Consider the following 18771-nt stretch of genomic DNA (forward strand, 5'->3'; position numbering starts at 1 on the left):
GGCGCGGATGACGACGACGAACTGATGATCGCCGTTGCCGAACGCTGGCAGGCACTCACCCGCCCCGAAGAGACACAGGAGATCAAGGACGCGCGAGCGGAACTGAAAGCAGCGCAAGCCAAACTCGATGCCTTCCATGCGGACGACGCCGCAGACTTCTACACGGGCCGCTCCGCGCGCTACCGCATCCCCCACAAGGTCGCTGCGGAAAAACGGCTCGACAACGCCGAAGCACGCATCCGGGAACTCACCGGAGACACCCGGGTCGACGTCTCGTTCATCGTCAACGGTCACGCGCTGAAGGTGTGGGAGGAAGCAGACCCCGGAATGCGACAAGACCTCCTGGCACTCGCCATCGACCGTGTGACCGTGACCAAGTCTCCCAAGCAGGGAGGCGCGTTCAAGGGCGACGAGCGCGTGACCATCGTTTGGGCAACCCCGGAGGACGCCGAGCCCGGCGCAGACGAGTTCGAGCAAGCAGCGTAACGGCCCCCTACGGCCCGAGACAGCCCCGGTTGGTCCCCGTGACCGCCGGGGCTTTCCGCTGCCCGCCCTCGGCCCCTGCGGCTCGGCCGACGAGCGGCCCAACAGCGGGGCGAGGGGTGGTGGAGTGACGGTTTACACCACTTTTTTAGAACACGTAGAAAAAATAGAAGAGAAGAGAGACCGGACCACTGTTCGGCACAACGCCACGGCTTCACCCTCCGGGAAACCTCCGCTCTCCCTTACAGATTGGAAGGGAGACCGGAGACGGCCCCGCAAAGCCCCCTTCGGGGCTCGGGAAACCTCCGCTCTCCCTTCCATAGTGAGAGCGGAACGGTTACCGACTCGCCCACGGGGCGGGCCGGAAACCTCCGCTCTCCACATAGACCGAGAGCGAGAACAACCCGACCGTCCGACAGGATGCGGGAAACCCCCGCTCTCCACCGATTCCGAGAGCGGGATTACCGCGCACCCACCCAACACGGGGGCAGTCGGCGGACTGAGTGCCCGACTCTCGCAACAAGCGTTGCCCATGCACCACGCACCCCGCGTTACCGGGGCGGCCGCAGGGGTCATGAGGCAACGCGCGGGGACCGCACCGCCCATGAGTAACCGCCCCTTGACCGGGGGCGCCGAAAGGGGTTGTAAGCGAGTGCGGTCCCCACCATGTCCGGACCGGTTCGCGTCCGCCGGGTACGCAATGACGAGTGATCGGATGCCCTTCGGCACAGGGCCCACGGGTACCGGCATGTTGCCTATCAGGTCGCTCGCGCAGACACACCAGGACGACGACCAGGGAGGACCATGCGCTGTATCGACTGCACCGAGCCCCCGACCCATCGGGGCCGCTGCAAGGCTCACCACGGGGCGTACGAGGGACGACCGAGTGTCCGTTCCCGACGAGCACGGGGCAGACGACGGGCGAACCGCCGGGACGCTGCTGCAAGGCTTCGCCGGCGAGTGCAGGAACGGGGCTCGGCCTGGTGCGACTGGTGCTTGGGCGACTTCCCCGCGGACGGGGTGGACGTAGACCATGTCCGACCGTTGTCCCTCGGTGGTGAAGACGTGGACACCAACGTCCAAGTGCTGTGCCACCCGTGCCACCAGCTCAAGACCAGCACGGAGTTTGGCGTTAACGGGACGTGAACCACGCCGCCAACCCGCTTCCCGTGGCCGTGGCGAGGGCTGCCACCAGCCATGCGGGGACACGCTGAATGGTCAAGAGCAGCCCGCCGCATCGGAGTTCGAACGCTGGGGGGCGCGTTTTCTCGGTCACTTGGTTCATGCCTCCGAGGATGCCCCGACGAATCCGCCATTGAGCGCGACCTAACTCGCGGTGCTGGTGCAGAGGGGGCGCACGCGGCTCACATCTTGGGTCACCACGCCGAAAGCATGCGCTCGCCAACTGTCCCCGCGCCTTGGGAGTTGATCCCCATCCCCCTTAAGCCCCGCCCCCCGTGCTCGGCCCCTGGCTGCCCGGAGCATCGTCACCGGGATGTGAGCCATGCGGTAAGCCCGCTTCCCCCAGCCGTGGCTAGAGCTGCCACCAGCCACCCGGGGATGCGCTGAATCGTCAAGTGCAAGCCGGCACAACGGAGTTCAAAGAACGGGGCGCTCAGGGCGGTGTTCTGTTTCGTCATTCGCTCATCGAACAGCTTGTGCCCAACCAGGGGCAACGGTCGACGTGTATCCCTGCTGTATCCCCTTTCTCGTCAAGCTGACATGCCCCGCCCCTTGGAGGTGACCCCCATGCCCCGTAAGCCCCGCCCCCCGTGCTCAGTCCCCGGGTGCCCAGAACTGACCACGGGTGGCCGCTGTGCACGTGCGGGCGGTTGCCCTCGCCAACTCGGTTCACGTGCACCATCTACGGCCCCTCACCCCTGGTGGCGAGGACACAGGCACGAACGTTCAACCCTTCTGCCGTAACTGCCATCCGGCAAAGACGGGCGAGGAATTTGAGCCGTGACGAAAACGTTACATTTGGAGTCGTTGCGCCTTGAAACCCTTTCCGACCTGCATAGATCCCAACGTAAATTGCTTAATTGATTTTACTGCTGTAAGGCTGAACTTTGTGAAGTTCTACGACCGCTGGATTCCCGCTAGCTTCGTCACGTGGATATCATGTCGATGCCTAACGGAGTCGGGTTGTCGGCTGTTTGCGCCGTGGTGTGTGCCGTGGCGCTGACTGCTGTGGCGCACCCTAACCCCGAGTTGCGAAGTCGCGCATTCCGAGTTCTGCGGATCATGTTCTTCCGAAAGGAATAAGCGTCCTCTCGCCTGTCTTGCCCCGGTGCTGTTTGTCGGCGAATTCCTTTTCGAACATTCCCCTCTGTCTGGAGGTGCCCCCTATACCTCGCAAACCCCGCCCCCCTTGCCCTGTCCCCGGGTGCCCCGAGTTGACGTCTGGTGGCCGCTGTGGGGCTCATGAGCGGGAAGCGACCGCGCAGCGTGTGACGCCAGGGACGAGCGCGTACGGGCGCATGTGGCCGCGTGTCCGCCGTGCGTACCTGTATACGAATCCGTGGTGTGTGCTGTGCGGTCGTAGCGCGTCGGTTGCCGACCATTTCCCCCTGTCGCGAAGGCAGTTACTCGCACAGGGTGACGCGAATCCGGATGCGTTCGGGAAATTGCGTCCGCTGTGCACGCCGTGTCATAACCGTGAGACAGCAGAGAAACAGCCTGGTGGATTCGCTGCGGAAGCTCGTTCCCGCCGTGAAGCCGGCGAACATCCGCCCTTCTGACCAGGGCGGATGCCCCCTTCTCCTCCCGAGATTGCACGTGGGGGAGGAGAAAAACTCTCGCCGTAGCTGTAGGCGTTTTTGGGTGCCAATTTGAACCATCAGCAGGAAGTGAGACTTCATGGCCGACCGATACAGACCCACATCCGCTGTCCAGCGGACACGAGAGGGCAACCCGTCAAAGAAAGCGATCAAAGAGGGCGTGGTAATCCCTCGTGCGATCCTCGCCGAGCCGGATTGGAGCGAGGTATTTAGATCGTCCCTCGACCCTGCTGTTGAATCAGCGAACGAACGTTGCCGGAAGGTGGCGTCCGCTGAATGGCGGCGCGTAGTCCCGGTGTTGGAATTTGCTGCCGGTATCGGCGAAGTGGACCACGCCACCGTGAAAGACCTGTGCGTGTGCGTGGCTCGTATCGACCAGGCGGAGCGGGACCTTTCAGAGCGCGGGCTCATGGTGACCGCAGAGCGCGGAACGGTGAAGAACGGAGCAGCCACAATCGCGGCGCAGTACCGGACGCAGCTTGCCCGGTACATCCGGGAGTTGGGGCTTTCGCCGAGCGCACGAACCGCTATTACCGCCCCGGATCCCGAGGATGACGACTCGGATATCTGGGACTGAATTCTGCTTCTTGAAGATCTGGACCGATATGGAGAAAAGTTATGGCTCTGACTCTTACCGAATCCGCTAAGCTCACCGAGGACATGCTTAGGCGCGGCGTAATCGAAACTTTTATAGAGGAGTCGCCGATCCTGGACCGTCTCCCCCTCATCACAGTTGAGGGCAGCGCGTACAAGTACAACGAGGAATCAAAGCTGCCTGGTGTAGCTTTCCGTGCTGTGAACGAGCCGTACCCCGAAAGTGTTGGAGCGGTAAATCAGCGGATTGAAACGCTTGCCATTCTCGGTGGCGACTCGGACGTGGACAAGTTCATCGTGCAGACGCGGAGCAATCTTAATGAGCAGCGAGCAATCCAGTCACAGATGAAGATCAAGGCTGCTTCGATCCATTTCTCCGATCAGTTTTTCAACGGTGACGTCATGGTCGATCCCAAGGGCTTTGATGGGATCCGTAAGAGGCTCATTGGCTCACAGGTAATCGACTCCGGAGGGCTTGAGCCTGTCGCTGATGGATATGCGTTCTTCGATGCGTTGGATGAACTCGTTGCGAGGGTGCGTGGGCTCAATGGAGGCAACGGAGCCATCTACACGAACAGCGACATCATCGCCAAGATCAAGTCAGGATTCCGGAGGCTCGGCGGAAGCGAACTCCTCGTGAGCGAGATCGCCGGCAAGCGTGCGCCCCTGTGGAATGGCGTTCCCATTCTGGACGCTGGCCAGAAACTCGACGGCACAGACGTTATCCCGATGAAGGTCAGCGAGGGCGGTAAGAGGACGGGAGATATTTACGCGGTTCGTTTCGGAAATTCGGAAGCCGACGGGGGCGTGACGGGCCTCACCAACGGCGGAATTCAGGCAACCGATCTGGGTGAGGCTCACGAAAAGCCAGTGTATCGGACCCGGATTGACTTCTACTGCGGTATTGCAATGTTCGGCGGTAGGGCTGCTGCGCGTCTCCGGGACGTAGCGGCTGCCTGATAGCACCACAGAGCCCCCGCACTCGTCTCCTTTCGGGGTGACGGGTGTGGGGGCTTTCGGGCGTTCGGGACGGAAAAATATCAGTGGTGTCACGCAGATAGGAAGAGCCCCGCCATTCCAAAAGGAACAGCGGGGCTCAACTTAGGGCGCACGGGGTACCGCATCAGATGGTGTCGGGCGTGCCTGCCTTGATGCCCGCCACGAACGAGGCGAACGCACCAGCCTGAACGTTCAGGGTGGGACCGCTCGGGTTCTTGGAGTCGCGAACGGGGACAACACCCCGTGAGGCGACGAGGTTAACGGCAACTTCTACACACTGGCCACCGTTGCCACTGTACGAGGATTTGTACCAACGAGGGGAGTCGGTTGTCACGGGGTGCCGCCCTTTCGTAACTGTTCGATCATGGCTACGGATTCCGCCTGCGACAGCGCTTCAGCCTGTAGTTGATGGTAGGCCGTCAGTATCGGCACCACCGCCGTACTTTCCCGCTCAAGATGGCCCTGCTGCGTCGACTCGGCGTACGACAAGAGCGAGCGGTCCGGCAACGTGAGCACCGTGATGGGCAGGCTGAACGGCCGACGCGCCCCCATGCTGAACGGGGCGACTTGAAGCACGGTGTTCGGTAGCTCAGCAAACTCCAGCAACCGGGCGAACTGGGCATCCATGATCGCTGGATCACCCATCGGCCGAAGGATGCACCCCTCATCCAGCACCGTGAAGATTTGGGGTGACGGGGAACGAGTAAGTGTGGCCTGTCGCTCCGCCACCAACGCAACTCGCTCGCTGGCTTGCTCGGGGGTGATTGCTTCCCGTCGCACGGCGTCCGCCTCCAACGTCGCTGCATACTCCGGCGTTTGGAGCAGACCAGGTATGACGCCGACTTCATAGAGCCGGATCTCTACGGCCCGCGCCTCATGTCCCACGTACTCCGGGAATCCCTCCAACAAGCTCCCATGCCGGATCTCACGCCACTCGCGTTCGAACGAATCGGCAGTTCCAGCAGTGCCGAAGGCAAGATCGAGCTTGCGCACGAAGGGAAGAGTCGGAGGCTTGCGGGCAGTTTCAATGGCGGAAATATGCACGCTGGAATATTCCACACGCCTGGCTAGCTCCTCCTGACTCCAGCCACGATCCTCCCTCAACTGCCGCACTCGGGCCCCGAACGCTGCTCGCGGGCTGCTCTCAGGGTTCAACTCCTTGCGGTTGACCACGAGGTCCCCTAACTCTTCCTTCGCATCAGGCCAGTTGAAGACATCCCGACTCTAGGTCAGTCTGGCGCACCCCGGTAGTGGAACAGCTACGGAGAGGAGCGGACGTGACTGAGGAGCGCACCTTCCTTAAGCCCCGCCGCAGTGAGCGGGAGACATGGCTCAGTCGGTGGGCCCCGTACCCCGCTGGTGTTTATCGAGGCCCCTACGCTCCGCCCACACCGACCAACCTGAACGCGACTCTTGCCGGTCTGGAGAGGTTGTCAGCTGTGATCCGAAGTGAGGAAACGACCGCTCCGGCCGTTCCGATGCCGAACCTTGAGCCCGTGCCCGTACCCGAATGCGTGATCTGCAACGCAGCACACAACGGACGTACTTCAAGCCGAGCACGCAGCGACATGGCAGGCGTCCGGAAGTACGGCGAGATCATCTCGGCCCACCCACACCGGACGGCGGAGCGGTGAACGCCGATTCCCCGGAGGGGGCGGACCTGGCCCCGGCATCAGCTCTCGCGTTCCCGCCGTGCGAGTGCGGAATTCCGGAGTGTCCCGTGCCCGTGCCCGTGGTCTCCGATGAGCCGGAGCACAGCCGAGCGGACGACGACAGCCCGACCATGCAGCGCATCCGGCGCCAGATGGCCAAGGAGAACGCGGAGCGTAGGCACGGAGGCTGGTTCTGATGGCAGCGAAGCACCCTGTTGCCAAACCCCCGCGCAGCGTCCAGTACACGCCCGCTTTCGGCAGGCCGAACGACATTCTCATCGGCGCGGTGATCTTCGACCGGGACTACGAAATGCCCGGCACCGTGAGGAACGTGGATGGACCCTTCATCGAACTGGAGCGACCCACGGGCCTCATCTGGCGCGTCCACTACCGACGGCTGCGCCCGGCAACCGCCTGGGAGGAACGGCAGCTGGTAGCGGTCGGAAAGCTGCACGCGATACGGCAAAAGGGCACGTCATAGGCTCCCCTCCCCTGCCGATGGCAGCCCCGTGCGCCCCAACATATGGGTCGATCCGGCAGGGGAGGGGGCAACACCGTGTAGCTCAGTGGTAGAGCCCTGGGGCACCGTTCAGTCGGTGCCACTCCTTCCAGGTCGCCTCGGTTCGATTCCGGGCACGGTGACTCCTGTCCGGCCATGAAGTGCGTGGGGTGCTCATTGGTCGGGCAGGGCGAAACGGCCCCACCTGTCTGCGTTCCCTTCCCCCGCCCGGCAGACAGGTGGGGCTCTCAACAGGTCCCGTTCCAAAGTCCGTTGAAACAGCAGAACAAGGAACCCCGGCGAGTGCTGGTAACACTCCCGGGGCCGTGGACGACATCACTTTGAGGAGCTGTCGCCGTGCGCCACTCTATTGCGCGCGCCTTCGTGGCGTGCCTTCGTCTCATCCTTGCCACGATGCTGCCCGCTACAGGGAAGCGGCGCGCCGAACCCATAGCGGCCCCCGCACAGCCATGCGTTCCGACTGCGGGTCCCTGGACCAAGCCGTGGACCGGGCCAAGCTCGACGGACGCCCGAGCCATCTTCCGCGCCGAAGAGACCATGCCACTCACACCGCTACAGCGGGAACGCCGCTTCGCCGTCGAGTTCGCGACGCGGGGAGTCGAGTACCCGTACAGATACCCGGGTGACCAATTCTCCGCCCTACGGAGAAGCGCATGACCACGGCACGGAAGGGCACGTAGTCCCGACCTGAGACAGCAGACCAGCCCCGTTCGGCCACGTGCCGGGCGGGGCTTTTTCATGCCCTGACCAGCTGATTTCCCAACTCCCAGGGTGTACGGTCTTCCCCCGGGCCGCCCCCCTCAAAGCAGCACTTGCGGTGGAGGGTTGGGAGTCAAGGGTGGGCGCAGCCCATCGGCTTGCCGACGCGACGAAGGAGCGCCCTTGACGCCCGACCCGCAACCGCGAAACTGAAACCTAGGGGCGGCCCCCACCCGCCACCAAACGCACCGGCCCACCCCGACTACCCCTCGGCACTGGCCCGCGCCAAAGGCAGGAGCCCCGCTGTCCCCACCCGAGTGGGGAAGCAGGGCTCCTTGGTTACTGCGTAAGTCGTACGCGATCGCCGACCCGGGCAACTAGGCCGGGGTGACGTTCTCCGCCTGCGGGCCCTTCGGGCCCTGAGTGACGTCGAAGTTCACGACCTGGTTCTCCTCAAGGGAGCGGAAGCCGGTCGCGTTGATCGCGGAGTAGTGGACGAAGACATCCGGGCCGCCGCCGTCCTGGGCGATGAAGCCGAAGCCCTTTTCAGCGTTGAACCACTTGACGGTTCCGGTAGCCATAAGCCCTCCTTGGGCCAAAGGGTTGCCCTGCTCCAGAACCTGCAAAGAAGTCTGAAAACTACAAAAGCCTGCGGGTCACATGCTCCGCAGGCTCTGTACTGCAAGGGAAACCAAACTGCAACTTGCGGCGAGCCTAGCACGCAGCACATGTCCAGCGGTAGAGGGAAAGATCACTTCACCCGGACGTTTGTATAGGGCTCTGACGTGCTGACGAGCCACGCCGCAACTGAGCCCCGGAGCTCCCCCGCACCCGACGCGGGTCTAGCCTCGCGTTGTGGACAGTCCAGCGGAGAACACAGCGGCAGAAGCATCACGGGCATCAGAGGTATCAGTGGCAGCCGGTCCGGCAGCACCTTCGACCGAAACCCCCCGGTCCACCAAGGTCACCAAGGCCTCAGAGTCCTCAGAGTCCCCAGTGGCGGCCCCTGCGGCCACCACCCCACCCGGAGCCCCCGCGGCGCCCGGAGCCGACGACCACCGAGCCGGCGACGACCGAGGTGACAACGACGATCACCGCAGTCGGCCGCGTGTCGGCCATATCCAGTTCCTGAACTGCCTGCCCCTCTATTGGGGCCTCGCCAGGACCGGTGCACTTCTCGATCTGGAGCTGACGAAGGACACTCCCGAGAAGCTCAGTGAACAGCTGGTGCAAGGCGAACTGGATATCGCCCCCGTCACCCTCGTCGAATTCCTTCGCAATGCCGACGATCTTGTCGCCTTCACCGATCTCGCGGTCGGCTGCGACGGACCTGTCATGTCCTGCGTCATTGTCTCGCAGGTACCGCTGGACCAGCTCGACGGCGCCCGGGTCGCCCTCGGCTCCACGTCCCGTACGTCGGTACGCCTGGCGCAGCTGCTGCTGAGCGAGCAGTACAAGGTCACCCCCGACTACTACACGTGTCCGCCGGATCTCGGTCTGATGATGCAGGAGGCCGAAGCCGCCGTCCTGATCGGTGACGCCGCGCTGCGCGCCTCGCTCTATGAGGCACCTCGGCTCGGTCTCCAGGTCCATGACCTGGGGCAGATGTGGAAGGACTGGACGGGCCTGCCGTTCGTCTTCGCGGTGTGGGCGGCCCGTAAGGACTATCTGGCGCGTGAGCCGAATGTCGTACGGAAGGTCCACGAGGCGTTCCTCGCGTCCCGGGATCTCTCTCTGGAGGAGGTCGCGAAGGTCGCCAAGCAGGCGGCACGCTGGGAGACCTTCGACGCGGAGCTGCTGGAGCGGTACTTCACGACGCTCGACTTCCGCTTCGGCTCCGACCAACTCGCGGGCGTGACGGAGTTCGCGCGCCGTACCGGCCCGACGACCGGGTTCCCCGCCGATGTCCATGTCGAGCTGCTCAAGGCCTGACCTCCGCCGTAATCCCCACCCGCTGCAATCCCCACCCGCCGTAACCCCACCCGCTGCAATCCCCACCCGCCGTAACCCCACCCGCCCCGTACTCTCACCCGCCCCGTACCCCCACCCCCTAGTCTGCTGCCTAGAGGTCCGTCGGGACGTGTGGGGCGTAGGGCAGGACTCATGAGGGGGACGGGGAATGCAGCCGCTGGAGGCCGGCGATCCGGCGACCATCGGTCCGTACCGGCTGCTCGGGCGGCTGGGGGCGGGCGGTATGGGCAGGGTCTACGTCGCCCGCTCGCAGGGCGGCCGTACGGTCGCGGTCAAGGTCGTCCATCCGCACTTCGCGATGGACCAGGAGTTCCGGGCCCGCTTCCGCCGTGAGGTGGAGGCGGCGCGTCGCGTCGGTACGGGCCCCGACGGGCCCCGCTGGTCGGCGCCGGTGCTGGACGCTGATCCGGAGGCAGTCGTTCCGTGGGTGGCGACGGCCTACGTCGCGGGTCCGTCGCTGACCCAGGCCGTCGGGGCGTACGGGCCGCTGCCCGAACACTCCGTACGCGCGCTGGGCGCCGGTCTTGCGGAGGCGCTGGCGGCCGTGCACGGCCTCGATCTGGTGCACCGGGACGTCAAGCCGTCGAACGTACTGCTCGCCCCGGACGGGCCCCGGCTGATCGACTTCGGTATCGCGCGTGCCACGGACGGCACCGCCTCGCTCACCTCGACCGGTGTCTCGGTCGGGTCGCCCGGTTACATGTCGCCCGAGCAGATCCTCGGCAAGGTGGTCACGGGCGCGGCGGACGTCTTCTCGCTGGGTGCGGTACTGGCGTACGCGGTGACGGGTACGAGCCCCTTCCCCGGCGACTCCTCGGCCGCGCTCCTCTACAAGGTCGTGCACGAGGAACCCGAGCTGGGCTCCCTACGCGGCGAACTGCGGGAACTGGTCGCGGATTGCCTCGCCAAGGACCCGTCCGCACGGCCCGCGCCGACCGAGATCGTGCGTCGGCTTGTGAGCAATGGGGCCGACGGTGCCGACGGGGCCCGTGGCGCGGCGGGTCTGATGGCCGCGGGCTGGCTGCCGGCACCGCTGGTCGAGGAGGTCAGCCGCGCGGTGGTCCGGCTACTGCACCTGGAGGCGGCGGCTCCTCCCGTACAGACAGGTCCCGTGCCCTTCAGCAGTCCGGCGCTCGGGGTCTTCGGACCGCCGATGGACCCGCCCATGGACGTTTCGGCGGTCCGGGCGGCCGACCCGGCCCCGCCGGGCGATTCACCCAAGGACGGCTCGTTCCCGGGGCCGCGGCTCTCCGTATCGGTCTCCGCCGGCACCGACACCGGCACGGGAACGGGCCCCGGCACCGGTCTCGGCACCGGCACCGGAGGTGGACGTCGCGCGCGCAAGGTCAGCTGCACGGTGGCCCTGGCCGTCGCGGGCGCACTGGCCGCCGTGATGGTGGGCAGCGCGTTCCTCTTCGACCTGATGCCCGGCGGTGGCACCAACGACACGGCCTCCCCGGACATGGCCGCCCCGTCGTCGAGCGTCTCCGCCTCGAAGCCCGCGTCCGGCGAAGGCCCCGGCGACGGCGACGGTTCCGGTTCCGGCGACGGCTCCGGTTCCGGCGACGGTTCCGTACCCGCCGAACTCGTCGGTATCTGGGACGGCGAGGTCACCGCCGCTGGCCTGCCCGCCGGCACGATGAAGGTGACCATACAAACGGGCGCCACCGGCGAGCGGATCGGGAAGGCCGAACAGACCGACATACTCGGCAACTTCATCTGCGAGGACCTGCTCACCCTCACCGGCGTCGAGGGCAAGACCCTCGTCGTCGACGCCGAGCGCGGTCCGCGCAGCAAGGACATGTGCACCGAGACCACGATCGGTCTGCGGCTCGGCCTCGAAAGGGACGGTCTGCGCTACCTCTCACGGGACGCGCGGGCGGGCAGCCCCACCGGCATCCTGACGAAACAGAGGTGAACCGCCCGCCGCCACGCACAGCGGACCGCCCGCTCCCATGGCGCTCGCGGCTCGCCACCACCCCTGGCGTAGGCTGGATCGGTCGTCACAGACCCCTTGGGAAGGACCCGCACCGGTGACCGAGAAGGCCGACCTCACGTCCGTAAAAGTCACTGGCAGCCTCACTGATGTCCTGGACCGCGCCGCCGCCGGCGGTCGCGTCACCCCTGAGGAAGCGCTCGACCTCTACCGTTCCGCGCCGCTGCACGCGCTCGGCGCGGCGGCCGACGCCGTACGCCGCCGCCGGTACGCGGGGACCGAGCACATCGCGACGTACATCATCGAGCGGAACATCAACTACACCAACGTCTGTGTGACGGCGTGCAAGTTCTGCGCCTTCTACGCCGCGCCCAAGGACACGGCCAAGGGCTGGAGCCGCGACCTCGACGACATCCTGCGCCGCTGCGCGGAGACCGTGGAGCTGGGCGGTACGCAGATCATGTTCCAGGGCGGCCACCACCCGGACTACGGCGTGGAGTACTACGAGAAGCACTTCGCCGCGATCAAGAAGGACTTTCCGCAGCTGGTCATCCACTCCCTCGGCGCCTCCGAGGTCGAGCACATGGCCCGGATCTCCAACGTCTCCGTCGAGGAGGCGATCCAGCGCATCCACGCCGCCGGTCTCGACTCCTTCGCGGGCGCGGGCGCCGAGTTGCTGCCCGCGCGCCCGCGCAAGGCGATCGCGCCGCTCAAGGAGTCCGGCGAACGCTGGCTGGAGATCATGGAGACCGCGCACGGGCTCGGCGTCGAGTCGACGTCCACGATGCTCATGGGTACGGGCGAGACCAACGCCGAGCGTATCGAGCACCTTCGGATGATCCGTGACGTACAGGACCGGACGGGCGGCTTCCGCGCCTTCATCCCGTACACCTACCAGCCCGAGAACAACCATCTGAAGGGCCAGACGCAGGCGACCCTCTTCGAGTACCTGCGCATGATCGCGATCGCGCGCATCTTCCTCGACAACGTCGCGCACATCCAGGGCTCCTGGCTGACCACGGGCAAGGAGGTCGGCCAGCTGTCGCTGCACTACGGCGCCGACGACCTCGGCTCGATCATGCTGGAGGAGAACGTCGTGTCCTCGGCCGGCGCCAAGCACCGCTCCAACCGGCTGGAGATCATCGACCTGATCCGCAAGGCGGGCCGCGTCCCGGCGCAGCGCGCCACGACGTACGAGCACCTTGTCGTGCACGACGACCCGGCGAACGACCCCGTCGACGACCGGGTCCAGTCGCACATCTCGTCGACGGCGATCGAGGGCGGTACGGCCCACCCCGAGCTGAAGCTCATCGCCACCAACTGAGCCGCCAAGTGAGCCGCCAGCAACTGAGCTGCCATCTGAGCCGCCACCAACTGAGCTGATCGATCGGGAGTCCGCGCGGTGGAGACCCTGCATGTTGCCGACGAGGTGCGCCGCGCCTGGGACGCGGCCGAGCCGATCAAGGGCGGCGGCGTCGTGGTGGCAGGGGACCGGATCGGCGCGGTCGGTACGTTCGATGAGCTGCGGGAGCGGTTCACCGGCGCGCGGGTGCGGACGTGGGCCGGGGTGCTCGGCCCCGCCCGCGTCCACCAGGAGCCGCTGCCGGACGCCCCGACCCCGCGCGAGCGGATCCACGCCGTACTGAAGCTGGGCGCGACGGCGGTCCTCGCCGAGTACGCGACGGCCCCGGGGCTGCGCGACGCCGCCGCGCGGGTGGGTGTCCTCGTCCTGCCCGCGGCCGTGCGTACGGCGATCACCGAGACGGGCCGCGCCGATCTCGCCGTGTTCGACGCGGACGGACATTGCGTCGCCACAGTGTGCGCCGGCCGTCTCGTACACCGCCGCGCCTAGTCACGTACAGCCGCCTGCCACAATGGACGGCGTGACCCGAGCCTCCCTGGACAAGCAGCCGCACGAAGTCATCTCGATGTTCGACGACGTGGCGGAGAAGTACGACCTCACGAACGATGTGCTCTCGCTCGGCCAGGCCAGGCTGTGGCGCAAGGAGGTCGCCAAGGCCGTGAAGGCCCGCCCGGCCGAGAAGGTCCTCGACCTCGCCGCGGGCACCGCCACCTCCTCGATGTCGCTCGCCGCGACCGGTGCGTACGTCGTGCCCTGTGACTTCTCCCAGGGCATGCTGCGGCAGGGCAAGAAGCGGCACCCGTGGATGCCGTTCACGGCCGGGGACGCGACGAAACTGCCGTTCGCCGACGAGGTCTTCGACGCGGTGACGATCTCCTTCGGTTTGCGCAACGTCCAGGACACGGACCTCGCGCTGCGCGAGCTGTACCGGGTGACGAAGCCTGGCGGGCGGATCGTGATCTGTGAGTTCTCGCATCCGACGTGGGCGCCGTTCCGCACGGTCTACGAGGAGTACCTGATGCGCGCGCTCCCGCCGACCGCGCGTGCCGTGTCCTCCAACCCCGACGCGTATGTCTATCTCGCCGAGTCGATCAGGGCCTGGCCGGACCAGCCCGCCCTCGCGGCGCGGCTGAAGGGGGCGGGCTGGTCCAAGGTGGCGTGGCGGAATCTGACGGGCGGGATCGTGGCGCTGCACCGGGGCGTACGTCACTGATCCTCAGGGCAAGGCAGGGAGTGGGGGAGGGGGTAGGGGACGGCAGGGGGACAGAGCTACCGGCTCACAGCTCTCTCACCCCGCACGCTCCGCACACCTCTCACCCCGCTCACAACTCCAGCCGGAAGCAGTACGCGGTGTCCCCTGTTGACGCGATCGGGTACGTCTCCGCCAGCTCCATCCCGAGCCGCCGCGTCACCGCGACCGAGCGCGCATTACGAGAGTTGACCATCGCCACGACCCGGCCGACCCCCGCCGCGCGTACCCGCTCCAGCGTGGCCCGCGCGGCGGCCGTCGCGTAACCGCGCCCCCAGTGCGTCCGCCCCAGCCGCCAGCCGATCTCGATCTCGCCGACCGGCCCGAACGTCTCGTGCGGCCAGGGCTGGGCGCCGGTGAAGCCGATCACCTCACCGTCGTCGTCCGTCATCGTCCAGAAACAGAAGCCGCGCTCGGCGTCGTGCCTGCGCTGCCGGGCGGTCAACTCCTCGTACACGGACATCTCCGCCGAGACGCCACCGTGGAACTCCATCACCTCAGGGTCGTTGAAAACCCGGTGCCAGTGGAGGGCGTCCTCCTCCGTGGGCACGTGGAGCTGCACCACAGGGAGCGGTTGGGTCATGTTGTTCATGAGGGCAACCCTTCAGTGGAGGTAACGATGCACCCCCATAGACTGACCGCACTTGCCCCGTGCCGCCAGGTACCCAAATCCGAGTCTTCGGGAGAACCCGCTGTGACTGAGCCCCTCTCCGAAAACCGCGCAGATGTCATCGTCGTGGGCGCCGGCCCGGCCGGTTCCACCACCGCGTACTACCTCGCCAAGGCGGGCCTGGACGTCCTGTTGCTGGAGAAGACCGCGTTCCCGCGCGAGAAGGTCTGCGGCGACGGCCTCACCCCGCGCGCCACGAAGCAGCTCGTCTCGATGGGCATCGACATCTCCGAAGAGGCCGGCTGGCTGCGCAACAAGGGGCTGCGGATCATCGGCGGCGGCGTGCGGCTCCAGCTGGACTGGCCGGACCTGGCCGCGTATCCGGACTACGGACTGGTCCGCAAGCGCGACGACTTCGACGAACAGCTCGCCCGCCAGGCGCAGAAGGCCGGCGCGCGGCTGTACGAGCGGTGCAACGTCGGCGCCCCGATCACCGACGACCGCACCGGCCGCATCACCGGCGTACACGCCAAGCTGGGCGAGGAGAAGACCCCGGTCACCTTCCACGCACCGCTCGTCGTCGCCGCCGACGGCAACTCGACCCGGCTGTCCCTGGGCATGGGCCTGCATCGCCGCGAGGACCGGCCGATGGGCGTCGCCGTCCGTACGTACTTCACCTCGCCCCGCCATGACGACGACTACCTGGAGTCCTGGCTCGAACTGTGGGACCGGCGCGGCCCGGGCGAGGACCGACTGCTGCCCGGCTACGGCTGGATCTTCGGCATGGGCGACGGCACCTCCAACGTCGGCCTCGGCATCCTCAACTCCTCCTCCGCCTACAAGGAGCTGGACTGGCGCGAGGTGCTCAAGGCGTGGTGCGCCTCGATGCCGGAGGACTGGGGGTACACCCCGGACAACATGACGATGCCGATCCGCGGCGCCGCCCTGCCCATGGCGTTCAACCGCCAGCCGCACTACACCAAGGGCCTGCTGCTGGTGGGTGACGCGGGCGGCATGGTCAACCCGTTCAATGGCGAGGGCATCGCATACGCCATGGAGTCCGGTCAGATCGCCGCCGACGTCATCGTCCAGGCCCATGCCCGCGCGACTCCCGCCCAGCGCGAGATGGCGCTGCTCCACTACCCGAAGGTCCTCAAGGAGACCTACGGCGGCTATTACACGCTCGGCCGCGCCTTCGTGAAGCTGATCGGCAACCCGAAGGTCATGAAGCTCGCGACCCAGCGCGGTCTGACACATCCGCTGCTGATGAAGTTCACGCTGAAGATGCTGGCGAACCTGACGGATCCGACGGGCGGCGACGCGATGGACCGCATTATCAATGGACTGTCGAAGGTGGCACCCAAGGCGTAGGGCGCAAAGGTGGCACCCAAGGCGTGAGGCGCACGAGGGTAAGGCGCAGGCTGGTAGGGCGCGGGGTGGTAAGGCGCAGGGTGGTAAGGCGCGGGGGATAGGGAGCATGAGGCGCGGGGTCCGCCGTGGTTCTGGAACCCGCCTCAGCCTCGGGTCCACTTCTTCAGGGCGGCCCGGTCGGCGAAATTCCCCACGTTTGTGTCGACCGGGGTGTCCGTGTACTGGTGGAACTTCCACGCCGCCTTGATCCGGGGTTTTCCGGCGGCCACATAGTCGGCGATCCACAGCGCGTCGCCCGCGTTGCTGGTGGTGTCGCGGTGCAGCCAGTAGTACTGCCCGCAATACAGCCCGACCCGGTGATTGGACCCGCGCAACCGCTTCACCTCGGCGAGGAACGCGTCCTTCTCGGCGCAGGAGACCCCGTCGTCCTCCCAGTCCGCGAACAGCGGGTCGTACTCGACGCTGGCGCACTCCTCGACGAAATACCGAGCCTGAGCCTTCATGTCACCGGGCCGCAGGAAGTGATAGAACCCGGCCACCAGACCGGCGCCCCGGGCGCGCGCCGCCTGCGCGCTCATCTTGGGGTTGATGTACGACGTGCCCTCGGTGGCCTTGATGAAGACGAAGTCGAGATCGGCCGTGCTGTAGCTGGAACTCTGGTGTGACGAGACGTCGATGCCCTTGACGGTCATGGGGGAAGGCCTCCTGCGCGGTAGTTCAAGTGTTTCAACTTGTCCTTACCCAACCGTGGTTCGTACGGATCGCGCTGGCGTATCGGTGACAGCCACGACATCTTTACGAGTGAATTCCGCCGGCGGAGGGAACTTGCGCGCCGCTGCGACGCGGGGTGGGCCCGGGGTGGGCCCCGGGGTGGGCCCGTGGGCCCTTCGGAATGGGCCTTGTGCCTACGTAGTGTGCCGATATACGTGCCACGGCTGGACGCCTGGGCCGTACATCTCATGCAGTTTGCTGGAAGGGTTTCCCCGTGTCGGACTCACAAGGCCTGGCGGTTCAGGTCGGCATACCCACGCGTCGCTGGGAGTTGCCGAGATCGCTCGTCGTGACCCGGGTTTTGCTCTATCTGATGTTCGCTCTCACGCTGCTGGGCGGTGTGGGCGTGGTGAACTCGCTGCTGGAGCTGGGCACTCACATCACCCCGACGCTCTCTTTGGCGGCGTTGTACGCGATTGTGCCGGGGATCGTTGCGGTCGTTCTGGCGCGGTGGCTGTGGACGGGTGGGAAGGTCGTCTGGTTCGCGCTGGTGGGGCTTCAGGCGTGGCTGCTGGTCGGCAGTGTGGTCAATCTGTACGGGGGGTCGGAGCGGGGGCTGAGCCAGCTTCTGTTGCCGGGTGCTCTGTTGGCGTTGATCAGTGCGGGTGCGAGCCGGGCGTGGTTCGAGTTGCCTGCGGATCAGCGGGCCCTGAGGCCGCGGTGGACGCGGGAGCGGTTGCGTCGGGAGGCGTTTCCGTCGATTCCACACATGATCGGGTGGCGGCGGAATCGCGGTCAGGGGACGGCCGAGTACGTAGGCATGATCGGTCTGGTCGCCCTGATCATCGGTGCGCTTGTTTTCAGTGGTGTGGGGACTCAGCTCGCGGGCGGTCTTCAGACGGCGGTCTGCAACATCCTCGGCGGCGACTGCGAGAGCGACACGGTCGCCGGCGGCGGTGGTGAGTCCGGCGGTGGTGAGTCGGGCGGTGGCGCCAACGGCGGGGGTGACTCTGGTGGTGGCGCCAACGGTGGTGGTGACAACGGTGGTGGTGACTCCGGTGGTGGTGACAACGGTGGAGGCGCCAACGGAGGCGGTGCCTCGGGTGGTGGTGACAACGGTGGTGGTGCTTCCGGTGGCGGTGACTCTGGTGGCGACTCTGGTGGTGGGAACAACGGCGGCGGGTCCAATGGCGGGTCCGACGGCGGTTCGGACGGTGGATCCGATGGTGGGTCTGACGGTGGCGGTTCGGACGGTGGCGGTTCCAACGGTGGTGGGTCCAACGGCGGGTCGAGCGGTGGTGGCTCGAACGGTGGTGGGTCGAACGGTGGTTCCGACGGCGGTTCGGATGGCGGTTCGGACGGTGGGTCCGACGGCGGTGGTTCGGACGGTGGCGGTTCGAGCGGTGGTGGCTCGAACGGTGGATCCGATGGTGGGTCTGACGGTGGCGGTTCGGACGGCGGCGGTTCCAACGGTGGTGGGTCCAACGGCGGGTCGAGCGGTGGTGGCTCGAACGGTGGCGGGTCGAACGGTGGTTCCGACGGCGGTTCGGATGGCGGTTCGGACGGTGGCAGTTCGAGCAGTGGTGGTTCGAGCAGCGGTGGTTCGAGCGGTGGCAGTTCGAGCGGTGGCAGTTCGAGCGGCAGTGGTGGTTCCAGCGGTGGTGGCTCGAACGGTGGTGGTTCGAGCAGCGGCGGTGGCTCCAACGGGGGTAGTTCGAGCAGTGGTGGTTCGAGCAGCAGTGGTGGTTCCAGCGGCGGTGGCTCGAACGGTGGTGGTTCGAGCAGCGGCGGTGGCTCCAACGGGGGTAGTTCGAGCAGTGGTGGTTCGAGCAG

General features: G+C 66.4%; 17 protein-coding genes, 1 tRNA gene and 2 pseudogenes. 15 read left to right on the forward strand and 5 right to left on the reverse strand.

The features are described 5' to 3' along the window. The 5 genes and pseudogenes from ABTZ59_RS35485 to ABTZ59_RS35505 form a co-directional block, all read left to right on the forward strand. A pseudogene (locus ABTZ59_RS35485) lies at positions 1-486 on the forward strand (recombinase family protein); the annotation flags it as partial. A gap of 801 nt (positions 487-1287) precedes the next feature. Next, complete coding sequence (locus tag ABTZ59_RS35490; RefSeq protein ID WP_351424712.1) at positions 1288-1629, forward strand: HNH endonuclease; 342 nt, start codon at positions 1288-1290, stop codon at positions 1627-1629. A 709-nt stretch (positions 1630-2338) separates the two neighbouring features. Next, positions 2339-2449: an HNH endonuclease gene (locus ABTZ59_RS35495; RefSeq protein WP_351424786.1), complete on the forward strand. Its 111-nt coding sequence runs from the start codon at positions 2339-2341 to the stop codon at positions 2447-2449. 893 nt (positions 2450-3342) lie between these two features. Then, a complete protein-coding gene (locus ABTZ59_RS35500) occupies positions 3343-3840 on the forward strand; it encodes a phage terminase small subunit P27 family (protein WP_351424715.1) in 498 nt (165 codons plus the stop codon). 41 nt (positions 3841-3881) lie between these two features. Then, complete coding sequence (locus ABTZ59_RS35505; RefSeq protein WP_351424720.1) at positions 3882-4817, forward strand: major capsid protein; 936 nt, start codon at positions 3882-3884, stop codon at positions 4815-4817. Positions 4818-4980: 163 nt separating this feature from the next. Here the strand turns inward: ABTZ59_RS35505 and ABTZ59_RS35510 are convergent, their stop codons facing one another. Continuing rightward, complete coding sequence (locus tag ABTZ59_RS35510; RefSeq protein ID WP_351424724.1) at positions 4981-5190, reverse strand: DUF397 domain-containing protein; 210 nt, start codon at positions 5188-5190, stop codon at positions 4981-4983. Next, complete coding sequence (locus tag ABTZ59_RS35515; protein ID WP_351424727.1) at positions 5187-6029, reverse strand: helix-turn-helix domain-containing protein; 843 nt, start codon at positions 6027-6029, stop codon at positions 5187-5189. Before ABTZ59_RS35515 ends, ABTZ59_RS35510 begins: the two co-directional genes overlap by 4 nt. Before the next feature lie 547 nt (positions 6030-6576). Here ABTZ59_RS35515 and ABTZ59_RS35520 point away from each other — a divergent pair. From ABTZ59_RS35520 to ABTZ59_RS35530, 3 genes are all read left to right on the forward strand, one after another. After that, a complete protein-coding gene (locus tag ABTZ59_RS35520) occupies positions 6577-6705 on the forward strand; it encodes a hypothetical protein (protein ID WP_351424730.1) in 129 nt (42 codons plus the stop codon). Continuing rightward, a complete protein-coding gene (locus tag ABTZ59_RS35525) occupies positions 6705-6989 on the forward strand; it encodes a hypothetical protein (RefSeq protein WP_351424733.1) in 285 nt (94 codons plus the stop codon). Before ABTZ59_RS35520 ends, ABTZ59_RS35525 begins: the two co-directional genes overlap by 1 nt. A 71-nt stretch (positions 6990-7060) precedes the next feature. Next, a tRNA-Cys gene (locus ABTZ59_RS35530) sits at positions 7061-7150 on the forward strand. A 954-nt stretch (positions 7151-8104) separates the two neighbouring features. Here the strand turns inward: ABTZ59_RS35530 and ABTZ59_RS35535 are convergent. After that, positions 8105-8308 (reverse strand): cold-shock protein, encoded by a 204-nt coding sequence (locus ABTZ59_RS35535; RefSeq protein ID WP_017948713.1) that lies wholly within the window; start codon positions 8306-8308, stop codon positions 8105-8107. A 538-nt stretch (positions 8309-8846) separates the two neighbouring features. Between ABTZ59_RS35535 and ABTZ59_RS35540 the strand changes: the two genes are divergently transcribed. The 5 genes from ABTZ59_RS35540 to ABTZ59_RS35560 all read left to right on the forward strand — a co-directional run bounded on the left by ABTZ59_RS35540 (position 8847) and on the right by ABTZ59_RS35560 (position 14210). After that, positions 8847-9659 carry a menaquinone biosynthetic enzyme MqnA/MqnD family protein gene (locus ABTZ59_RS35540; protein WP_351424795.1) on the forward strand — a complete coding sequence of 271 codons (813 nt, stop codon included), beginning with the start codon at positions 8847-8849 and terminating at the stop codon, positions 9657-9659. Positions 9660-9846: 187 nt separating this feature from the next. After that, positions 9847-11616, forward strand: coding sequence for a serine/threonine-protein kinase (locus tag ABTZ59_RS35545; protein WP_351424741.1), 1770 nt, complete (start codon positions 9847-9849; stop codon positions 11614-11616). A gap of 115 nt (positions 11617-11731) precedes the next feature. Further along, on the forward strand, positions 11732-12958 hold the full coding sequence (gene mqnC / locus ABTZ59_RS35550; protein ID WP_249948415.1) for a cyclic dehypoxanthinyl futalosine synthase: 1227 nt from the start codon (positions 11732-11734) through the stop codon (positions 12956-12958). 78 nt (positions 12959-13036) lie between these two features. After that, the gene (locus tag ABTZ59_RS35555; RefSeq protein ID WP_351424750.1) at positions 13037-13486 is read left to right on the forward strand and encodes an imidazolonepropionase-like domain-containing protein; all 450 of its coding nucleotides are present in this window, start codon (positions 13037-13039) and stop codon (positions 13484-13486) included. A gap of 31 nt (positions 13487-13517) precedes the next feature. Next, positions 13518-14210, forward strand: a complete 693-nt coding sequence (locus ABTZ59_RS35560; RefSeq protein WP_249948413.1) for a demethylmenaquinone methyltransferase — start codon at positions 13518-13520, stop codon at positions 14208-14210. Between the two features lie 109 nt (positions 14211-14319). Here the strand turns inward: ABTZ59_RS35560 and ABTZ59_RS35565 are convergent, their stop codons facing one another. Continuing rightward, a complete protein-coding gene (locus ABTZ59_RS35565) occupies positions 14320-14829 on the reverse strand; it encodes a GNAT family N-acetyltransferase (protein WP_351424756.1) in 510 nt (169 codons plus the stop codon). A gap of 111 nt (positions 14830-14940) precedes the next feature. Between ABTZ59_RS35565 and ABTZ59_RS35570 the strand changes: the two genes are divergently transcribed. After that, a complete protein-coding gene (locus ABTZ59_RS35570) occupies positions 14941-16227 on the forward strand; it encodes a geranylgeranyl reductase family protein (RefSeq protein ID WP_351424759.1) in 1287 nt (428 codons plus the stop codon). A 143-nt stretch (positions 16228-16370) separates the two neighbouring features. Here ABTZ59_RS35570 and ABTZ59_RS35575 read toward each other — a convergent pair whose 3' ends face one another. Continuing rightward, positions 16371-16919: a glycoside hydrolase family 25 protein gene (locus tag ABTZ59_RS35575; protein WP_351424762.1), complete on the reverse strand. Its 549-nt coding sequence runs from the start codon at positions 16917-16919 to the stop codon at positions 16371-16373. A gap of 293 nt (positions 16920-17212) precedes the next feature. Here ABTZ59_RS35575 and ABTZ59_RS35580 point away from each other — a divergent pair. Beyond that, positions 17213-18771 (forward strand): annotated as a pseudogene (locus ABTZ59_RS35580) (hypothetical protein); the annotation flags it as partial.

Source organism: Streptomyces sp. NPDC094034, from assembly GCF_040303865.1.
GTDB lineage: Bacteria > Actinomycetota > Actinomycetes > Streptomycetales > Streptomycetaceae > Streptomyces.